Annotated in this window: 12 protein-coding genes; 4 read left to right on the top strand and 8 right to left on the bottom strand. The window is 68.0% G+C overall.

The annotated features are described in order from the left end of the window. The first annotated feature begins 978 nt into the window (after nucleotides 1-978). The 4 genes from CKO43_RS20895 (at nucleotide 979) to CKO43_RS20880 (ending at nucleotide 8,104) form a co-directional block, all read left to right on the top strand. Entirely contained in the window at nucleotides 979-1,980 is a 1,002-nt protein-coding gene (locus tag CKO43_RS20895) for a DNA-methyltransferase (protein WP_200379825.1), read from the top strand. A 26-nt stretch (nucleotides 1,981-2,006) separates the two neighbouring features. Next, a complete protein-coding gene (locus tag CKO43_RS20890; RefSeq protein ID WP_200379824.1) occupies nucleotides 2,007-4,040 on the top strand; it encodes an McrB family protein in 2,034 nt (677 codons plus the stop codon). After that, on the top strand, nucleotides 4,037-6,076 hold the full coding sequence (locus tag CKO43_RS20885; protein ID WP_200379823.1) for a DUF2357 domain-containing protein: 2,040 nt from the start codon (nucleotides 4,037-4,039) through the stop codon (nucleotides 6,074-6,076). Before CKO43_RS20890 ends, CKO43_RS20885 begins: the two co-directional genes overlap by 4 nt. Before the next feature lie 639 nt (nucleotides 6,077-6,715). Continuing rightward, a complete protein-coding gene (locus tag CKO43_RS20880) occupies nucleotides 6,716-8,104 on the top strand; it encodes an esterase-like activity of phytase family protein (protein WP_200379822.1) in 1,389 nt (462 codons plus the stop codon). Between the two features lie 47 nt (nucleotides 8,105-8,151). On the opposite strand, the gene CKO43_RS20875 is transcribed toward CKO43_RS20880, so the two are convergent. The 8 genes from CKO43_RS20875 to CKO43_RS20840 form a co-directional block, all read right to left on the bottom strand. Next, a complete protein-coding gene (locus tag CKO43_RS20875) occupies nucleotides 8,152-9,738 on the bottom strand; it encodes a gamma-glutamyltransferase family protein (protein WP_200229562.1) in 1,587 nt (528 codons plus the stop codon). Nucleotides 9,739-9,772: 34 nt separating this feature from the next. Next, nucleotides 9,773-10,609, bottom strand: coding sequence for a sulfite exporter TauE/SafE family protein (locus CKO43_RS20870; protein WP_242477990.1), 837 nt, complete (start codon nucleotides 10,607-10,609; stop codon nucleotides 9,773-9,775). A gap of 1 nt (nucleotide 10,610) precedes the next feature. Further along, a complete protein-coding gene (locus CKO43_RS20865; RefSeq protein WP_200379821.1) occupies nucleotides 10,611-11,591 on the bottom strand; it encodes an ABC transporter ATP-binding protein in 981 nt (326 codons plus the stop codon). Beyond that, nucleotides 11,588-12,577, bottom strand: coding sequence for an ABC transporter ATP-binding protein (locus CKO43_RS20860; RefSeq protein WP_200379820.1), 990 nt, complete (start codon nucleotides 12,575-12,577; stop codon nucleotides 11,588-11,590). Before CKO43_RS20860 ends, CKO43_RS20865 begins: the two co-directional genes overlap by 4 nt. Next, the gene (locus CKO43_RS20855; RefSeq protein ID WP_200379819.1) at nucleotides 12,574-13,479 is read right to left on the bottom strand and encodes an ABC transporter permease; all 906 of its coding nucleotides are present in this window, start codon (nucleotides 13,477-13,479) and stop codon (nucleotides 12,574-12,576) included. The genes CKO43_RS20860 and CKO43_RS20855 overlap by 4 nt, the downstream gene beginning before the upstream one ends. Next, on the bottom strand, nucleotides 13,476-14,432 hold the full coding sequence (locus tag CKO43_RS20850) for an ABC transporter permease (RefSeq protein ID WP_200229558.1): 957 nt from the start codon (nucleotides 14,430-14,432) through the stop codon (nucleotides 13,476-13,478). Before CKO43_RS20850 ends, CKO43_RS20855 begins: the two co-directional genes overlap by 4 nt. A gap of 10 nt (nucleotides 14,433-14,442) precedes the next feature. Then, on the bottom strand, nucleotides 14,443-16,074 hold the full coding sequence (locus CKO43_RS20845; RefSeq protein WP_200229557.1) for an ABC transporter substrate-binding protein: 1,632 nt from the start codon (nucleotides 16,072-16,074) through the stop codon (nucleotides 14,443-14,445). Between the two features lie 101 nt (nucleotides 16,075-16,175). Beyond that, entirely contained in the window at nucleotides 16,176-16,847 is a 672-nt protein-coding gene (locus CKO43_RS20840) for a GntR family transcriptional regulator (RefSeq protein ID WP_200229555.1), read from the bottom strand. Nucleotides 16,848-17,017 lie beyond the last annotated feature (170 nt).

Raw genomic sequence — 17,017 nt, 5'->3', positions numbered from 1 at the left:
CGCATTGAAGATCCCCCCACAAGTCCCCCTCGCCCGGAGATGGGGGGCTTGTGGGGGGAGCGCGGTGGGTCGCAGCCGGCGAGCGCGCGGGAGTTCGGCAGAGGGCCCGGCGACAGCGACAGGCGTGACAGGCAAAGCCTGGCGCGACGGACGCCGCCCAAGGGCCCGCCCATGGACACGAGCCCCGGCGGCTACGCGGCCGGCGTGACACCAAGCGAAGCGACTGGCGCGTCGGCCGAGTCGGGGCGAGCGGGCGTCTGCACTTGGCTGCTTGGCTGCTTGGCTCCCCGGCTGTTCGGCTGCTGGACTTCGGTCTTCAGCAGCGGCCCGGCGACGGGTGTGGCGGGTGTCCGGGGCGACGATCTGGCCGGTGACGCGCAGAGCGAAGCGTCCGACAGGGCTGCGCGGCGCCGGTCAGTTCGTCGAGCGGGCCGCGCTCACGCGCAGCGGGAGGGCAATCAGGCCCGCTTTTCCCCGGACACGGGACAGGGCCGCTGCCCCTCATCTCCGCCGGATGCCACGCCGGCCTGGCCGTGTTCGCGTCAGGGATGGCAGCCCGGCAGGGGCGAGACACCGGTACCACGGTGGCTCGACGCGAAGCGCAACAGCCCGGCCCCGCCCGGAGAGGTGACGCCCAGCCCAACAACGATCACCCACCCCGGCACCGTAGCAGCCCCCGTCAGACCACCCGTTATGATGTAGGAGAGGGGGTTACCCCCGGCAAAACTCATTTCCCGGCAGCGCGTGCGGTCGCTTAGTTGCCTGCGCCGGACTCCCCCGGCCGGAAATGATGACACTTTTGACGGTTCTCTTGAACATCGACCCGTCCGAGACCCTTAGGCCTTACGACGTATTCGTCACGCCCGTAAGGCTGAGCGATGCCTAAGGCGAGCAAGGCACTGAATACCGAAGACATTGACACCATGGCGAAGCCAGAGCCCTCCAGCTCAGGCGCCTGGTCCATATGACACGAAGAACATGACCGTCGCGAAACAGACCAGCGCTCGCGCCACTGCGATCAAGAAAACGCCAGCCAACGCGCCGAAGACGCAGGCCAATTCGCCAACCAAGGCCAATCTCGCCCTCGTCCCACAAGTAGCCTCAGCAGAGGCCTTCGGCAATGCTGAGTTGCGCAAAGTAGCCTTCTATGCGGACGACAACGTGCTCATTCTGAACATGGATGTACGCACGGCGATGGAGCACCTCGCGAGGGCCGGCGTTATCGTAAATTGCATGGTCACGTCGCCCCCCTTCTATGGGCAGCGTGACTACGACGTGGACGGCCAGATCGGCCTTGAAGAACACCCCAAGCAGTTCATAGAGAACTTGGTCTCCTGCTTCGAGGCGGCCAAGCCTGTGCTGGCGGAAAACGGCAGCTTGTGGGTTAACCTCGGCGACACCTACTGGAGCGGCAAAGGCGAGCATCGCAGCGGCGAAAGCAAGCAGAGTGCTCGGCGCTTCGGACTTCGACCTCAAGACAGGAGCGGCGACGGCCTGCTCTGCAAGCCCAAGCAACTGCTCCTGATCCCACATCGATTCGCCATCGCCATGCAGGACGCCGGCTGGATTGTCCGCAACGACAACGTTTGGGTTAAACCCAACCCGATTCCGGACCAAGTTCGAGACCGGTGCTCGATGTCGCACGAATACGTTTTTCACCTTGTCAAATCGCGTTGGTATTACTTCAACAAGGACGCCGTCGGCCGGACCTCCGAAAGCGGCAGCATGCTGCCACCCTCTGACACATGGGAGATAGCGCCCGCCCGCAGATCACACAAGCACAAGGCGCGCTTCTCCGAAGAGCTTGTCCGCATTCCGGTCTTTGCCACAACCCCCAAGAGCGGCGTGGTCCTAGATCCATTTGGAGGCAGCGGAACAAGCTTGAAGTTCGCTCGTAGGCATGGCTTTCGCGCTATTGGCATCGACCTGAAACCAGAGTTCTGCCAACTAATGGTCGATGGGCTGAAATCTGACAACTGACAACACGACAACCCCCGAGGAGAGGTATGCCACGATTTCTGACCGCCCAACGCATCAAATCCAGCATCCAAGCACTGGCGGACAGCCGGGGCAAACCGGCCCTCGTGGAATTCCTCGTAGTCAAGAGGACCTTGGCCATCAAAGGCCAGCCCAGCGTGGCCATCGCCCAGAGCGAACAGGCCTTCGTCCAGGCTTCTACCGAGCTGGCGGCCGTGCAAGCCGTGATCGATGCCAAAGCTGAAAAGCAGCTCTACAACGTGTTTTCCATCCGAGACAACACAAAAGGCTTCCGACTCGGCAAGCACATTTCCAACGGAACAAACTCCACCATAGGCGCAATCAAATGGCAGACAGTCATCGATCTGTCCAGTGACAAGCCTAGAAAGGCGAGCCTTCGACCTGGCTATGAAGCACGCCTGACAGATCTTTTGCTGAGGTCGGGCAATGACCCTAAGCCGCTGCTCGGGGACATGGCGATAGTCAACTTCCGCCGCCGCGACCTCGATGCCTTGTTTGGCGGCGAGACCGATCCCACCAGGAGACTCGAGCTTCTGAAGGAACAGTTCACTGCCGAATTTGCTTTCACGCCGACTGAAATCTCGGAACTATTCGATGCAGGCGGAGGAGAAATTACAGATTCGGACCTCCAGTCCGCAACCGCGAGTCCAGAAGACTATCTCGAAGGCTTGGCCACCCCTGTAACAACGGAAGACGCAACTGCAGTGACTGGAAAATCCTGCTCGCTCGACCTAGTAGCTGCTTTGGCTGCGAAGCCCTTCGTCATTCTCACCGGCACCTCTGGCACCGGCAAGTCCCGTTCGACGCTTCGCTTGGCCGAGAGCCTGCAAGAGCTTTACGCTGCTCAGGTCAATAGCCAGATCTTTCAACTCGTTGCCATTGGCCCTGACTGGACATCACCCAAAAAGCTACTTGGCTTCCGTACACCATTTGGTCAAACGCGTAAACGAGAGGACGGCTCGGAAACCAACGAAAGCTACGAGATCACGGAGACACTGCGGATCATCCTACGGGCCTGTCATCCCAACTCCATCAAGATCCCGCATTTCCTCGTTTTTGACGAGATGAACCTTTCACACGTAGAGCGCTACTTCGCTCCGTTCCTGTCGCTGATGGAGGCGTCCAGCATCCTCGTAGACAGCGAGAACGCTCCGATTATTGATGACCATTCCCTGGCCGTCATCAGCGAGTTGCTCAACGCCGAACTCAAGCCACCTACAGAAGGCGCAGAGGCGAAGCCGAGTGTAGAGGCAGAGTCGGCAAAGCTGCTGGTCTCCAGCGGCCAATCCTTGAAACTGCCGCCAAACCTGTTCTACGTTGGCACAGTTAACATCGACGAGACAACGCACATGTTCTCGCCGAAGGTTCTCGACCGCGCGCACGTTCTCGAAGTCAAGGCGCTGACCCCGAGCCAATACGTCGCCGGCTCCAGCGAAAGCCTCGCCATCGATTTGGCGGTGGCAAATGAGCTTCTGCGAGAGGCGATCGATGATCGCGAGTCAGATGAAGCCGTGGGTTCCAATCCCGCCGCCATCCTGGACCTGCTGGTCACAAAGCACGGCGTCGATGCCGCCGAGCTGGCCAAGGCAAAAGAGTTGACATTGAAAACGCTAGATGGCTGCTTCAAGCTGCTAGGCCCAACCGGCTTCGAGTTCGGCTTTCGTGTCGTGAAGGAAGTCCATGGCTATATGCACGTCTGGACCAAGGCGCAGCTTGCGACCGGGATGGATCCGGCCGCAGCGATGGCAGAGTGGATCAACGGGTTGGACCGAGCGATCTTCCAAAAGGTGCTGCCAAAGATCCACGGCAACCGCTCTGCGCTCGGTGACAGCCTCAAGGCACTAGCCGCGTTCCTGGACGGCGCGCATGGCAAAAGCGAGACGCCCGCCCGCTATTCCCTCGGCGCTGAGGCAACTGTCGATATCGCAGAGGCCGAGGCGATCACGATCCCCGCTGGCACCCAGTTCAAACAATGCCGGGAGAAGCTGCTGGCCATGCACGCGCGGCTGATCGCTCGAAACCACGTTTCCTTCGTGAAGTGACCGACTTTGTCCCGCTCCATCGAGCGAAGTTCGACCTTGGCTCCGGCGCCTCAATCGACATTGAAGCAGCCCTTGGCCGTGGCCGCGCGACTGTGGTCGATTGGGTCGCTCCCGACATGCTCTCGGCCGAGATCGAGATCGACACCGCCACTGTCGCGTCCGGCGCCATGCTGCCGATGTGCTGGCGCGAAGCGGGACATCTGTTTGAGCGTTTCCAACTTCGCGAGGACACGGACTACTTTGTTGACGTCAGCCTGCCGATCTCCGCGGACGAAGCGGTGGAGCGCGCAAAGGTAGGTCCACACTGGCCATTTGGCGACCGGCTGGCGAAAGTGTTTAAGCGTGATCCTTCGCGGCGGTGGAAGGAGGTGGCCGCCAACGGCCGAAAGACGACCATCATCACCGGACAACTGCGGCTGCGCTCGCAGGCTGGCGTCATAGACCTTGGCGTCGAAATTGGTCGACCGCTGCCGGCTGAGGTCGCATGTCGCAAGCTGAAATACTTCAAGGAATTCAAGGAGCTTCTCCACAGCCTGGCGGAGAAGGTCGCCGAACTTTTGCTCTCGTTGGACAGCCCGGTGTCGCTTTCATTCGACCCCTCTGGCAACTTGGCCAAGAACGATGCAGCGCTGCACTTTCTGATGCGGCACATCATGTCCAGCTCCAAGCTGCCACTGGCCATCGACGAGATCGCGGCCCAGCCGCACTCGAAGCTGCTGGAGCGGAGAGAGTTTGTCCGCATGGACGAAATCGAAGAGGCTGACGCGGAGCTCATTTCGGACGGCTTCGAACCATCCGAGATCATCGCAGGCGGCCCGCTCAGCCGAATATTCTGCGGCTACACGCCCACGGCCCTGCCGCAACGCCATTCGTTCGAAACGCTGGATACGCCCGAGAATCGCTACGCGAAAGCGTTCCTGGAACATTGCGCCCTGCTGTCCCGCCAACTCGAGGCTCGTATGAGCGCGCGAGGCCGGCGCGCCTCGCAGCGTGAAGCCAAGGCTTGGGCCCTGGCACTCGATGAGGCCTTGCAGCACAGCATGTGGAGCGGCGTCGGCCCGCTGGGTCACATCCCAGCCAACTCCCAGGCCCTGCTTCGCAAACGCGGCTACAAAGAAATCCTCCGATTCGACATGTTGCTTCGGATGAGCTTGTCGCTGGCCTGGCGCCAAGGCGCGGAGTTGGCCGACGGCTTGATCGGCGACATCCGCCCCGTCAACCAGATCTACGAGTACTGGTGCTTCTTCACGCTACGGGAGGCGCTCATAGGGCTATGCAGCGAGGTGGACGGCGGCAACTTCATCTCGTTGTCGAAGGACGGTCTGCGGATTGAGCTGGCGAAGGGTCGGCGTAGCGAATGCCGATTCCAGTTCGTCTCGCCCAGCGGCAACCGGATCGCGGTGTCCCTGTTTTATAACCGACGCTTCACGCGCTCCAAGCATCCGAAGAGTGATTGGAGCGGAAGCTACACTGCCTCGTTCGATCCCGACTTCAGCATCGTGATCTCGCCCGCCTCGCATCCCTCAGCGAAGCACTGGCTGCACTTCGACGCGAAATACCGTTTGGAGCGGAAGCAGGCGGAGGCGCTCTTTGAAGCCGAAGAAGACGTGGATACCACGGGCGAGTTGGCGGCGCCTGAGGCCGACGCCGACGCCGACGCCGACGCCGACGCCGACGTCGACGCGGACGCCTATGAAATCGAGCTTGCCCGCGTGCACAAGCAGGGCGATCTATACAAGATGCACACCTACCGCGATGGCATCTTGGGCACGCGTGGGGCCTATGTGCTGTTTCCTGGCGACGCTATCGGCGGTCGAACAAGAGACCCAAGCCCCAACCTTTTCGTCCGCCATCCATCGGCCCTGGGCGGCGGATCTGAACACCGAGTCCCCAGCGTGGGAACGTTCGACCTGGCACCTGGCGGTTCGACGAGCCAGATCGGCGCGATCACAGAGTTGATCCACGCGGCTTTGACCATGGCCGCCCATGACGCGCCATACCTAGAAGAGCAGGCGAACTTCGGCCCCATTGCGTAGCAGCCAGAGGCTTGCTTCCTGTGGTATCGCCGGCAGGCTTGAGTTTCAACTTGCTGTTACGACGGCCTGACAACGGCGCGCGTCGCGCAGCGGCGAGTCTGATGTTCTGCATGGGCAGCGCTGGGTTCGAGTGGGCGACACCTGCCGTGTTAAAGAGGCGGTGGGCGCAGCGAAGACCGTTGCCGCGTCTAACATCATCGTACGGGGCACCGTACTCCGTGCGTTAGGCCATTCCGGCCGTTGGCCGGACGCGTTGTGATCGCCCCAGCCAGCCGGTCACGGCCGGCCGGGCGCGCCAGCCTCCGCTAAACTGCCCCCGCGAAAGCCGCATTAGATCGATGTTCCACCGCGAAATTTCGAGTGGGCGGCTGTGTGGTTCGGCGGTCACCGCACCGAAAACCTGAACGCTGACAAGCACCTGCGAGCCATCTCGCAAAGCAGGTGCAAAACATCGAGTAGGTATTCAGCGCGCGTTTGCCGGCTTGCGGCCAACGGCCGGCAAGCGGGCCGCGCAACCACGCCGCAGCCGACGCCCCGCCCGCAGGAGACCCACGTTCAGGGGGCCGCCCGCGCGCTGACGCGGACCTGTCACGAGCGCGGCCTAGCGTGCGGCGTCCTCCTCGAACACCGCACGCCACCATGACTCTGCGCACCCTGACCGCCCTGCTCGCCGCCGCCTGGTCCTTCTCCGCCGGCGCGACACCGACCTTCGTCAACGCCCTCGCGATCGACGGCAGCAGCGTCGACGCCTCCGGCGGTACCTCCGTCAACGACGGGCGGCTGGGCTTCTTCTCCGACATCTACTACGACGCGGCGCGCAACGAGTGGTGGGCGCTGTCCGACCGCGGCCCCGGCGGCGGCACGATGCACTACGAGACCCGCGTGCAGCGCTTCTCGCTCGACGTCGACCGCAACACCGGCGCGATCTCCAACTTCCAGGTGCTGCAGACGCTCATCTTCCGCAAGGGCGGGCAGAGCCTGGACGGCTTCGCGCCGGGCCAGCGCGAGCCGCTGGGCCTGGCCTTCGACCCCGAGGGCATCGTCGTCAACCCGGCCAACGGCCATCTGCTCGTGTCCGACGAGTACGGCCCGTCGCTCGTGGCCTTCACGCGCAAGGGCCAGCTGCTGCGCCGCTACACCACCCCGGCCAACGTCGTGCCGCGTGAAGCGGCCAGCGGCACGGCCAACTACGCGTCCGACAGCGGCAACGACGCCGGCAAACGCAACAACCGCGGCTTCGAGGGCCTGGCGGTGTCGCCGAACGGCCGCTGGGTGTTCGCGATGCTGCAGAGCGCGATGCTCGACGAAGGCGCCGGCGACGGCGTCTACAACCGCATCGTTCGTTTCGACGCGCTCACCGGCCGCGCCGTCGCCCAGTACGCGTACAAGATGGAAGGCAGCTCGCAAGGGCGCGGCATCTCGGCGCTGGTGGCGCTCAACGACCATGAGTTCCTCGTGCTCGAGCGCAACAACCGCGGCATCGGCGTCGACGCCGAGCTGTCGCCGGCCAACAAGAAGGTCTTCCGCATCGACCTGACCGGCGCCACCGACGTCAGCACCGTCGACCTGGACGCGGCCGGCGCGGTGTTCACGCCGGTGACCAAGCAGACGACGCCGTGGCTGGACCTGGCCGGCGCCACCGCGCTGGCCTCGCCCGAGCTGGCGGCGCTGGGCGGCGTCTCGCCGGAGAAGTGGGAAGGGCTGGCCATCGGGCCGAAACTGGCCGACGGCTCGCATCTGGTGCTGGCCGGCACCGACAACGACTACTCGGTGACGCAGGACGCCTCCAGCGTGCAGCACGACGTCTACATCCGGGCGCTCACCGGCGGCGGCATCGAGCGCATCCGCTGCGACATCGGCAGCTTCGCGAACTGCCTGACGGTCGACGCCAAGGGCAGCGCCGGCGCCGCGCTGCCGGCGGGTTACGACTTCAGCGGCTACCACCTGATCCCCGGCGTGCTGCACGCGTACAAGGCAACGCCGGAGGATCTGCTGGGTTATCAGGCCCCGCGCCGCGGCTCGAACTGAGGACCCGAGCGAGCGCGGCGGCGACGGCGGGCCGGCGGCGTCGCCGCCTACAGCCCGGCCACGATGCCGTCGCTGCGCGGGTCGGCGGCACCCTCGATCATGCCGTCGGGCCGCCGCAGCACGGCTCCGGCATGCCCCATGGTGTCGCTGAAGGCCTCGGGCAGCACCTCCACCGGATGCCCAGCATCGCGCAGGGCCTGCACCAGCGCCGGGTCGAAGCGGTTCTCCAGCCGCAAGGACGTGCTGGCCTCGCCCCAGGTGCGGCCCAGCAGCCAGCGCGGGGCGCTGACGGCCTGCTGCAGCGGCTGGGCGAAGTGCGCGTAGCGCGTGAAGACCGCCGCCTGCGTCTGCGGCTGGCCTTCGCCGCCCATCGTGCCGTAGACGAGCACCCGGCCGTCGTCGAAGCGCGCCAGCGCAGGGTTCAAGGTGTGGAAGGGCTTGCGCCCGGGCTCCAGCGTGTTCAGCGCCTGCGGGTCCAGCGAGAAGCTGCAGCCCCGGTTCTGCCAGACGATGCCGGTCCCCGGCAGCACCAGCCCCGAGCCGAACTCCCAGTACACGCTCTGGATGAAGCTCACGGCCCGGCCCTCGCGGTCGACCGCCCCCATCCAGATCGTGTCGCCGGGCCGCGCCGGGTGCGGCCACGGCCGTGCGCGCCGGGCGTCGATTTCCACCGCCCGCCGCTGCAGTTCATCCGGAGCGAGATAACGCGCCGGGTCGCCGCAGAGCCGGCTGGGGTCGGTGACGACACGGTCGCGCACCAGGAATGCCTGCTTGGTCGCCTCGACCAGACCGTGAACGTGGTCGAAGCCGTCGCCCTGCTGCACGCCCAGCCGCTCGAACAGGCCGAGGATCATCAGCGAGGCCAGCCCCTGCGTCGGCGGCGGCAGGTTGTACACGCGGCAGCCGCGCAACCCGACCGACAGCGGCGCCACGACGCGCGCGCGGTAGGCCTCCAGGTCGGCAGCCAGCACCGGGCTGCCGGCCTGCGCCAGCGCCGCCGCGATGCGGGCGCCGAGCGCGCCGCGATAGAAGTCGTCCAGCCCCGCGCGTGCCAGGTGCTCGAGCGTCGCAGCCAGTTCCGGCTGGCGCAGCCGCGTGCCCGTCGCCGGCGCTGCGCCGGCGACGAGAAAGGCGGAGCCAAAGCCGGCCACCGCACGCAGTTCCTCGAGCTTCTGGCTCGTCAGCAGGTTCTGGCTGCGTGTCACGGCGACGCCGTCGCGCGCATGGCGCACGGCATCGGCCAGCAGCCGCTCGAGCGGCAGCGCCGGTCCCCAGGCCGCCGCGTGTTCCAGCGCCGCGGCCCAGCCGCCGACGGTGCCCGCCACGGTGAGCGCGGCACCGGCGCCGCGAGCCGGGATGCCCGCCTGGCCCGCGTAGCGCTCGCGCGTCGCCAGCGCCCCGGCCGGGCCGCAGGCGTCGATCGCCACGGGTTCGCGCCCCGGCTCGTGGATCAGCCAGAAGCCGTCGCCACCGATGCCGTTCATGTGCGGATAGACGACGGCCACGGCCGCCGCGGCGGCCACCATCGCCTGCACGGCGTTGCCGCCGTCGCGCAGGACGTCGCGCCCGGCCTGGGCGGCCAGATGATGCGGCGCGACGACCATGCCGCCGGTCGAACTCAGGGTGTGAAGCATCGCAAGAGTCTCCTGTGGTCTGGTGGTCGCCGGCTCAGGCCAGGCTCCAGGCCATGCGCGCGGCGGTCAGGGCCAGGAACAGCGCGAACAGGCGCCGCAGCCGGCGCGCGTCGATGCGCGAGGCCAGCCGCGCACCCAGCCCGGCCGTCAGCATCGTGGCCGGGACGATGAGGGCGAAGCCCAGCAGGTTGACGTAGCCCAGGCTTCCCGGAGGCCGCAGCGGCACGCCGATGCCGCTGAGCGCGAAGCCGATCGCGCCCGGGATGCTGATCACGGTGCCGAGCATCGCGCCGGTGCCGACCGCGGTGTGCATCGGCGTGCGCAGCGCCGCGAGCACCGGCACGCTGAGCGTGCCGCCGCCGATGCCCATCAGCGTCGAGACGCCGCCGATGCTGCCCCCGATCAGCGCGGTGCCGGGCACGCCCGGCAGCCCGTCGCCGACCGCGAAGCCCTCACGCGCCAGCGCCATGTTGGCGGCGACCAGGACCGCGATCGCCGCGAACACCGTGGTCAGCACGCGGCCGTCGAGCCAGACGCTGGCGACGTTGCCCAGCACCACGCCCAGCACCACCCAGGGCAGCAGCGGGCGCAGCAGCTGGGGCGAGAGGTTGCCGCGCCGCCGGTGCGCCAGCGCCGAGGTGATCGAGGTCGGGATGATGGTCGCCAGCGAGGTGCCGACGGCCACGTGCATACGCACCGACGGATCGACTTCGAGCAGCGTGAACAGGTGGAACAGCACCGGCACGATGACGATGCCGCCGCCGACGCCGAGCAGGCCGGCCAGCAGCCCCGCCAGCAGACCGGTGGCCAGCAGTGCCGCGCCGAGCGCGAGCAGCCAGGGCAGCGAGTGCCCCGCGATCAAGGAATCCAAATCAGTTCTCCAGCGGATGCAGGCAGGCGACCTGCCGGTTGGACGTCAGGCGCCGCTGCACCGGGTCGGTATCGGCGCAGTCGGGCTGCGCGCGCTCGCAGCGCGAACGGAAGCGGCAGCCCGCGGGCAGCGCGGCGGCGCTCGGGATCTCGCCGGCCAGGCTCACCGTCAGCGGCGCGTCGAAACGCGGGAAAGCCTGCATCAGGCCGCGCGTATAGGGGTGCAGCGGCTGCGCGAGCACCTCGTGCGTCGGCCCCATCTCGACGATGCGGCCCAGGTACATCACCGCCACGCGCTCGCACAGATAGGCCGCGACGCCCAGGTCGTGGGTGACGAACACCATCGCCAGGCCCTGCTCGCGCTGCAGGTCGCGCAGCAGGTTGAGCAGCTGCGCCTGCACCGAGACGTCCAGCCCCGCGACCGACTCGTCGGCAACGACGACACGCGGCTCGCCCGCCAGCGCGCGCGCCACCGCGACGCGCCGCACCTGCCCGCCGGACAGCTCGGCTGGCACCTTGCCGCGCATGTCGGCCGGCAGGCCCACGCGCGCGATCAGCTCGTCCACCCGCCCGGGGATCTCGGCCGCGGCACGCAGCGCGTGCAGCCGGATCGGCTCGGCGAGCAGCTCGGCGACGCTCATGCGCGGGTCGAGCGAACCGCGCGCGTCCTGGTAGATGTAGGCGACTTCGCGCGCGAAGCGGCGGCGCTCCTCGCGCGTGCTGCCGCCCGGTGCGCCGCTGCCGAACAGCACGCGGCCGTTGCTGGCCGGCTCGAGCCCCAGCATCACGCGCACCAGCGTCGATTTGCCGGAGCCGCTCTCGCCGACCAGCGCCAGCGATTCGCCGGCGCCCAGCGTCAGGCGGATGCCGTCGAGCGCACGCAGCTCGCGGCGTCCACCGTCGAGCAGGAAGCGCTTCTCGACGTCGAGCAGCGTGAACAATGGCCGCGCCGGGGCGGCCGCTTGGCGAGGGGCGTCGTTCATGGGTGCCAGCAGGCGACGCGCACGCCGCCGATCGAGAGGGGTTGCGGACGCTGCGAGCACTGCGCGCTGGCACGCCCGCAGCGCGGCGCGAAGCGGCAGCCTGCAGGCATCGCCGACAGCGGCGGCACGACGCCGGCGATCGGCGCCAGGCGCTCGGCGCCGAACTCGATCGCGCTGGCGCGCAGCCCGCGGGTGTAAGGATGGCGCGGGCGGCCGAGCACCTCGCGCACCGGCCCTTCCTCGACGATCTGGCCGGCGTACATCACCGCCACGCGGTCGGCGACCTGGGTCGCCAGCGCGAGGTCGTGCAGCACGAACACCGCCGAGGCCCCGAGCGCGCGCACGCGCTCGAGGATCAGCGCCATGATCTGCGCCTGGATGGTGACGTCGAGCGCGCTCGTCGGCTCGTCGGCGATCAGCAGCCGCGGCTCGCAGGCCAGCGCGATCGCGATCATCACACGCTGCTGCATGCCGCCGGACAGCTCGTGCGGGTAGGCCGACAGGCGGCCGGCCGGGTCGCCGATGCCGACCTGAGCCAGCAGCTCGACGGCACGCCGGCGGCAGTCGGCGCCGCGCAGGCCGCGGTGGCGGCGCAGCGGCTCCGACAGGTGCTGCAGCACGGTGAAGCACGGGTTCAGCGCCGCCGACGCGTCCTGGAAGATCATGCCGATGCGGCTGCCGCGCAGCGTGCGCAGCGTCTTCTCGCTCGCCTCGCCGACGTCGCAGTCGCCGACTGCCAGCCGGCCTTCGAACACGACCTCGGGCGGACGCACCAGGCCCATCGCCGCGTAGGCGAGCGTGGACTTGCCGGCCCCCGACTCGCCGATCAGGGCCAGCGTCTGCCCCGCTGCCAGCGTCAGCGACACCTCGTCGAGCACCGCCACGCCGCGGCGGCGCAGCGTGAAGCGCTCCAGCTCCAGCATCGGCCAGGGCTGCGTGTCGTTCGATTCCCGGGCGCCGGCCCGGGGCGTCAGCACGGCGTTCATGCCTGTCCTCCATGGCTGGCGCGCGGGTCCAGCGCGTCGCGCAGTCCCTCGGCCAGCAGGTTCAGCCCGACCAGCAGCAGCGCCAGCGCCAGCCCCGGCATGCCCGACATCCACGGCGCCATCGAGACGAAGCCGCGGCCCTCGGCGATCATCAGGCCCCAGTCGGGCGTCGGCGGCACGACACCGAGGCCGAGAAAGGACAGCCCCGAGGCGAGCAGGATCGCGATCGAGGTGCGCATGCCGGCCTGGATCAGGATCGGCGCGGCCACGTTCGGCAGCACGTGGCGCAGGATGACCTCGCGCTCGGGCACGCCCATCAGGCGCGCGGCCTCGATGAAGGGGCGGGCCTTCACCTGCAGCACGTCGGCGCGCACGGTGCGTGCGAAGGGCCCGACGAAGGACAACGCCAGTGCCAGCACGACGTTGCCCAGGCCCAGGCCGAGAACGGCCATGAAGGCCATCGCCATGATGAGTTCCGGGAAGGCGAGCAGGCCGTCGGTCAGGCGCATCAGGGCCCATTCGACGCGCCCGCCGCGCAGCCCGGCGATCAGGCCGATCGTCACGCCGGCCAGCAGGCCCAGGGCGACCGAGCCGAAGCCGATCCACAGCGCCGACCGCGCCCCGTACAGGGTGCGCGACAGGATGTCCTGGCCGAACGAGTCGGTGCCCAGCGGATGGGCCCAGCTCGGCGCCTGCATCGCGTCGATAAAGTTCTGTTCGGTCGGGGCGTAGGGCGCGAGCCAGGGCGCGAACAGCGCCGCCAGCGCGAAGACCAGCACGATCGCGCCGCCGGCCATGGCCTTGTGCTGGGCGCGCAGACGGCGCCAGCCGCGTGCGGCGCTGCGCGCGATGCGACGGGCCGGCGGCAAGGCGCCGGCAGGAGAAAGGACTTCGGCGTTCATGCCTTGCGCAACCTCGGGTCGAGCAGCGTGTAGGTACGGTCCACCACGAAGTTCACGCCGATGAACAACAACGCGGTGATCATGATCCCGGCCTGCACGACGAGGTACTCGCGTGTCTGCACGGCGCCGGTGATCATCATTCCCAGGCCCGGCAGCGTGAACACGACCTCGGTCATCACCGCGCCGCGCAGCATGCCGCCGAGCTGCAGGCCGATGACGGTGACCAGCGGCATCGCGACGTTGCGCATGCCGTGAACCCAGATCACGCGCCACTCGGGTTCGCCGCGCGCACGCGCCGCGGCCATGTACGGCTGGGCCAGCACCTCCAGCAGGCTGGCGCGCGTCACGGTGGCGATCAGGCCCACGTACCAAGCGCCCAGGGTCAGCGCCGGCAGGCACAGATGCCACAGCCCGGTCAGCGGGTCGTCCCAGGGCGAGACGTAGCCCATGGCGGGGAACCAGTTGAACGCGACGCTGAAGAGCCAGATCAGCACCACGCCCAGGTAGAAGCTGGGAAAGGCGTTGCCGCCGATGGCGATGGCGCTGGCGGCCAGGTCGATCCAGCTGTTGCGCCGCACCGCGGCCAGCACGCCCAGCGGGATGCCGACGGCCAGCGCCACCGCCAGCGACAGCGCCGCCAGTGTCAGCGTGACCGGCAGCGCCTGCTGCACCGCCAGCTCGAAGATGTCCTGCCTGCTGACGTAGCTGGTGCCCCAGTCGCCGCGGGCGAAGCGCGCCAGCCAGTCGAGGTACTGGACCGTCCAGGGCCGGTCCAGCCCCAGCTGGCGGAACAGCTGGTCGTAGGCCTCGCGCGAGTAGTCGGAGCCGAGCAGCAGCGCCACCGGGTCGCCCGGGGACAGCTTCAGGAACGCGAAGCTGATCCCCGAGACGACGACCAGCACCACCGCGGTCTGTGCCAGCGTGCCCAGTGCACGCCACCAGCGGGTTGCCATCGCCGCGTCCTCAGGCCAGCCAGACGTCGTGCAGGTTCAGCAGATCCGCCGGCACGTACTCGAAGCCGCGGACCTTGCGGCTGAGGATCTTGAAGACCTTCATGTGCGCCAGCACCGCCAGCGGCGCGTCGGCCATCAGCACGTCCTCGGCCTCGATGTAGAGCCGGCGCCGCCTGGCGACGTCGGTGGTCTCGGCCGCGGCCTTCACCGCCTCGTCGAACTTCGGGTTGCGGTAGCCGACGAAGTTCCAGGGCTTGCCGGTCGACCACTCGGGCGTGATCGTCTCGTCCGGGTCCAGGTCCGCGACCCAGGCCTCGTCGTACAGGTCGAAGTCGCCGGCGTTGCGGCGCTGCAGCCAGATCGCCCGGTCGACCAGCTCGATCTTCGGCTTGATGCCGATCTGCGCGAGCATCGGCGCGATCAGCTGGGCGTTGCGCGTACCCAGGCCGCCCGAGCCGGTGAAGCCCTCGGTGACGATGTAGACCGGGTTGATCTCGCCCTGGACCTTGGCCTTCGCACGCAAGGCCTTGGCCTTGGCCAGGTCGAGGAACTGGCCGCGCCCGCTCTTGGCGATGCCCGGGTCGTAGAACTGCGACATCGGCGGCGAGATGCAGGTGTAGGCCGGGATCGCCTCGCCGAAGTAGCTCTGCTGGACGATGACCCTGCGGTCGATCGCGAAGGCCACCGCCTGGCGCAGCGCGATGTCGTTGAAAGGTGCGCGCTTGTTGTTCATGCCGAGGAAGGCGTAGTTGCCCTCGACCTGGCCGAGCACCTGTAGCGAGGGGTTCTTGCGCAGTTGCGGGATGAACTGGAACGGGCACACCGACAGGCCGTCGACCTGGCCGGACATCAGCGCCGCCACGGCCGCGCTCGGCTCCTTGATCAGCTTGATCAGCACCCGGTCGAGATGGGGCCTGCCGGGCTCGAAGTAGGCGGGGTTGCGCTGCAGCTCGATCGAGTCGTTCTCCTTCCAGCCGACGAGCTTGAAGGGGCCGGTGCCGACCGGTGCGCGGCCGAAGCCCGCCCCCGCCGCCTCGACCGCGCGGCGGTTGACGATGGTGCCGGCGCGCCCGGTGCTGCCGGTGAGCGCCACCGGCAGGAAGGCAAAGGGTTTCCTGAAACGCAGGCGCACGGTCAGCGGGTCGACGACGTCGATGTGCTCCAGCAGTTCCAGCTTCCAGGCGTGCGGCGACTTCAGCGCCGGTGACTTCACGCGCTCGAGGCTCCACTTCACGGCCTCGGCGTCGCAGGCGTCGCCGTTGTGGAACTTGACGCCGGGACGCAACTTGAAGACGTGCGTCTTCTCGTCGGGCATGTCCCACTTCTCGGCCAGGTCGGGCTCGAAGCTGACGGACTTGCCGTCGTAGGAGACCTTCAGCAGGCCGTTGAAGACGTTGTTGATGACCTTGATCGCACCCGCCGACGAGGTCAGGTGCGGGTCCAGCGTGTCGATCGCCTCGACCCAGGCGAGCGTGAGCGTGCCGCCCTTCTTCGGCGTGCCCTGGGCCTGCGCGAGGCCGGCCGCGCTGGCGGACAGAAGCCCGGCGCCTGCGGCTGCCAACAGGCGGCGGCGGCTGAACTGGGTGGAGAGCGCGGCCGCGAGTGCGGCCTTGTGATCGGTCGGGACGGGAGAACGGGACATGGATGACTCCTGTGGTCGACGGGCAAGGCTCCGCCATGCCGGCCTGGCATCCGGCGGACACGGGGAAAGGGGTGGAGGAAGGCGCCGCGGGCCGCGGCGCGTCAGGGACCGGCGGCCAGGCGGCGCAGCAGGTCGGGCACGGTGTCCATCACGTGGCTGCGCATCGCCGCTTCCGCCGCGGCGGGTTCGCCCGAACGCAGGACCTCGAGCAGGCGATCGTGGTGCTCACGCGTGCCGACATGGCGGTCGGCCATGTCGTCCCACAGGCGCATGTGCGGCTCGACCAGCGCGTGCAGGCTCTCGATCTGGCGCTGCAGGCGCGGGCTCTCGGCATAGGCGCACAGGGCCTCATGGAAGGCGCGATGCGCAGTGGTCCAGTCGGCGCCCGGCGCCTCGCGGTCTTCCATGGCGTCGACCATACGCTCGAGGCGGCGGATGTCGGCTGCTGCCAGCCGCGGCACCGCCAGGCGCGCCGCCAGCCCCTCGAGCACGGCCCGCATCTCGAAGGCCTCCTGCATGTCGCGGACATTGAGCGCGTTGACGGTCACGCCGCGGTTCGCGCGCACGGTCACCAGGCCTTCCGCGGCGAGGCGGCGCAAGGCTTCCCGCACCGGCATGCGGCTGGTGCCGATCTCGGCGGCGATCGTCTCGGGGACCAGGCGTTCGCCGGCGCGATAACGGCCGTGACGCAGCGCCTTCAGGATGTGCGCATAAGCCTCGTCGTGCGCGGCGGCCAGCCGGCTGGAGTCCAGGGACAGGGGATAGGGCAGCATCGCCACTCCGATTGGATCCAATGATCCGTTGATCATCCCTAAGCAGTTCGCATGCCATCGCCGGAACGGCTGGTCAGCCGGGAAAGGCCTCGTCTTGGGGCTATCCCGGGGATCCGGAGCGCACGGCATCGGGAGGGGCGCACCTGGACAGGGCTCGGCCAGCGGCCGGC

Source organism: Rubrivivax gelatinosus (assembly GCF_016583785.1).
Lineage (GTDB): Bacteria > Pseudomonadota > Gammaproteobacteria > Burkholderiales > Burkholderiaceae_C > Rubrivivax > Rubrivivax gelatinosus_B.
This window is presented reverse-complemented; position numbering and strand designations above follow the sequence as displayed.

Coding starts and splice junctions, on each gene's coding strand:
- CKO43_RS20895 (WP_200379825.1), top strand. CDS start 979: ATGACCGTCGCGAAACAGACCAGCGCTCGCGCCACTGCGATCAAGAAA.
- CKO43_RS20880 (WP_200379822.1), top strand. CDS start 6,716: ATGACTCTGCGCACCCTGACCGCCCTGCTCGCCGCCGCCTGGTCCTTC.
- CKO43_RS20850 (WP_200229558.1), bottom strand. CDS start 14,432: ATGGCAACCCGCTGGTGGCGTGCACTGGGCACGCTGGCACAGACCGCG.
- CKO43_RS20860 (WP_200379820.1), bottom strand. CDS start 12,577: ATGAACGCCGTGCTGACGCCCCGGGCCGGCGCCCGGGAATCGAACGAC.
- CKO43_RS20840 (WP_200229555.1), bottom strand. CDS start 16,847: ATGCTGCCCTATCCCCTGTCCCTGGACTCCAGCCGGCTGGCCGCCGCG.
- CKO43_RS20845 (WP_200229557.1), bottom strand. CDS start 16,074: ATGTCCCGTTCTCCCGTCCCGACCGATCACAAGGCCGCACTCGCGGCC.
- CKO43_RS20890 (WP_200379824.1), top strand. CDS start 2,007: ATGCCACGATTTCTGACCGCCCAACGCATCAAATCCAGCATCCAAGCA.
- CKO43_RS20855 (WP_200379819.1), bottom strand. CDS start 13,479: ATGAACGCCGAAGTCCTTTCTCCTGCCGGCGCCTTGCCGCCGGCCCGT.
- CKO43_RS20875 (WP_200229562.1), bottom strand. CDS start 9,738: ATGCTTCACACCCTGAGTTCGACCGGCGGCATGGTCGTCGCGCCGCAT.
- CKO43_RS20865 (WP_200379821.1), bottom strand. CDS start 11,591: ATGAACGACGCCCCTCGCCAAGCGGCCGCCCCGGCGCGGCCATTGTTC.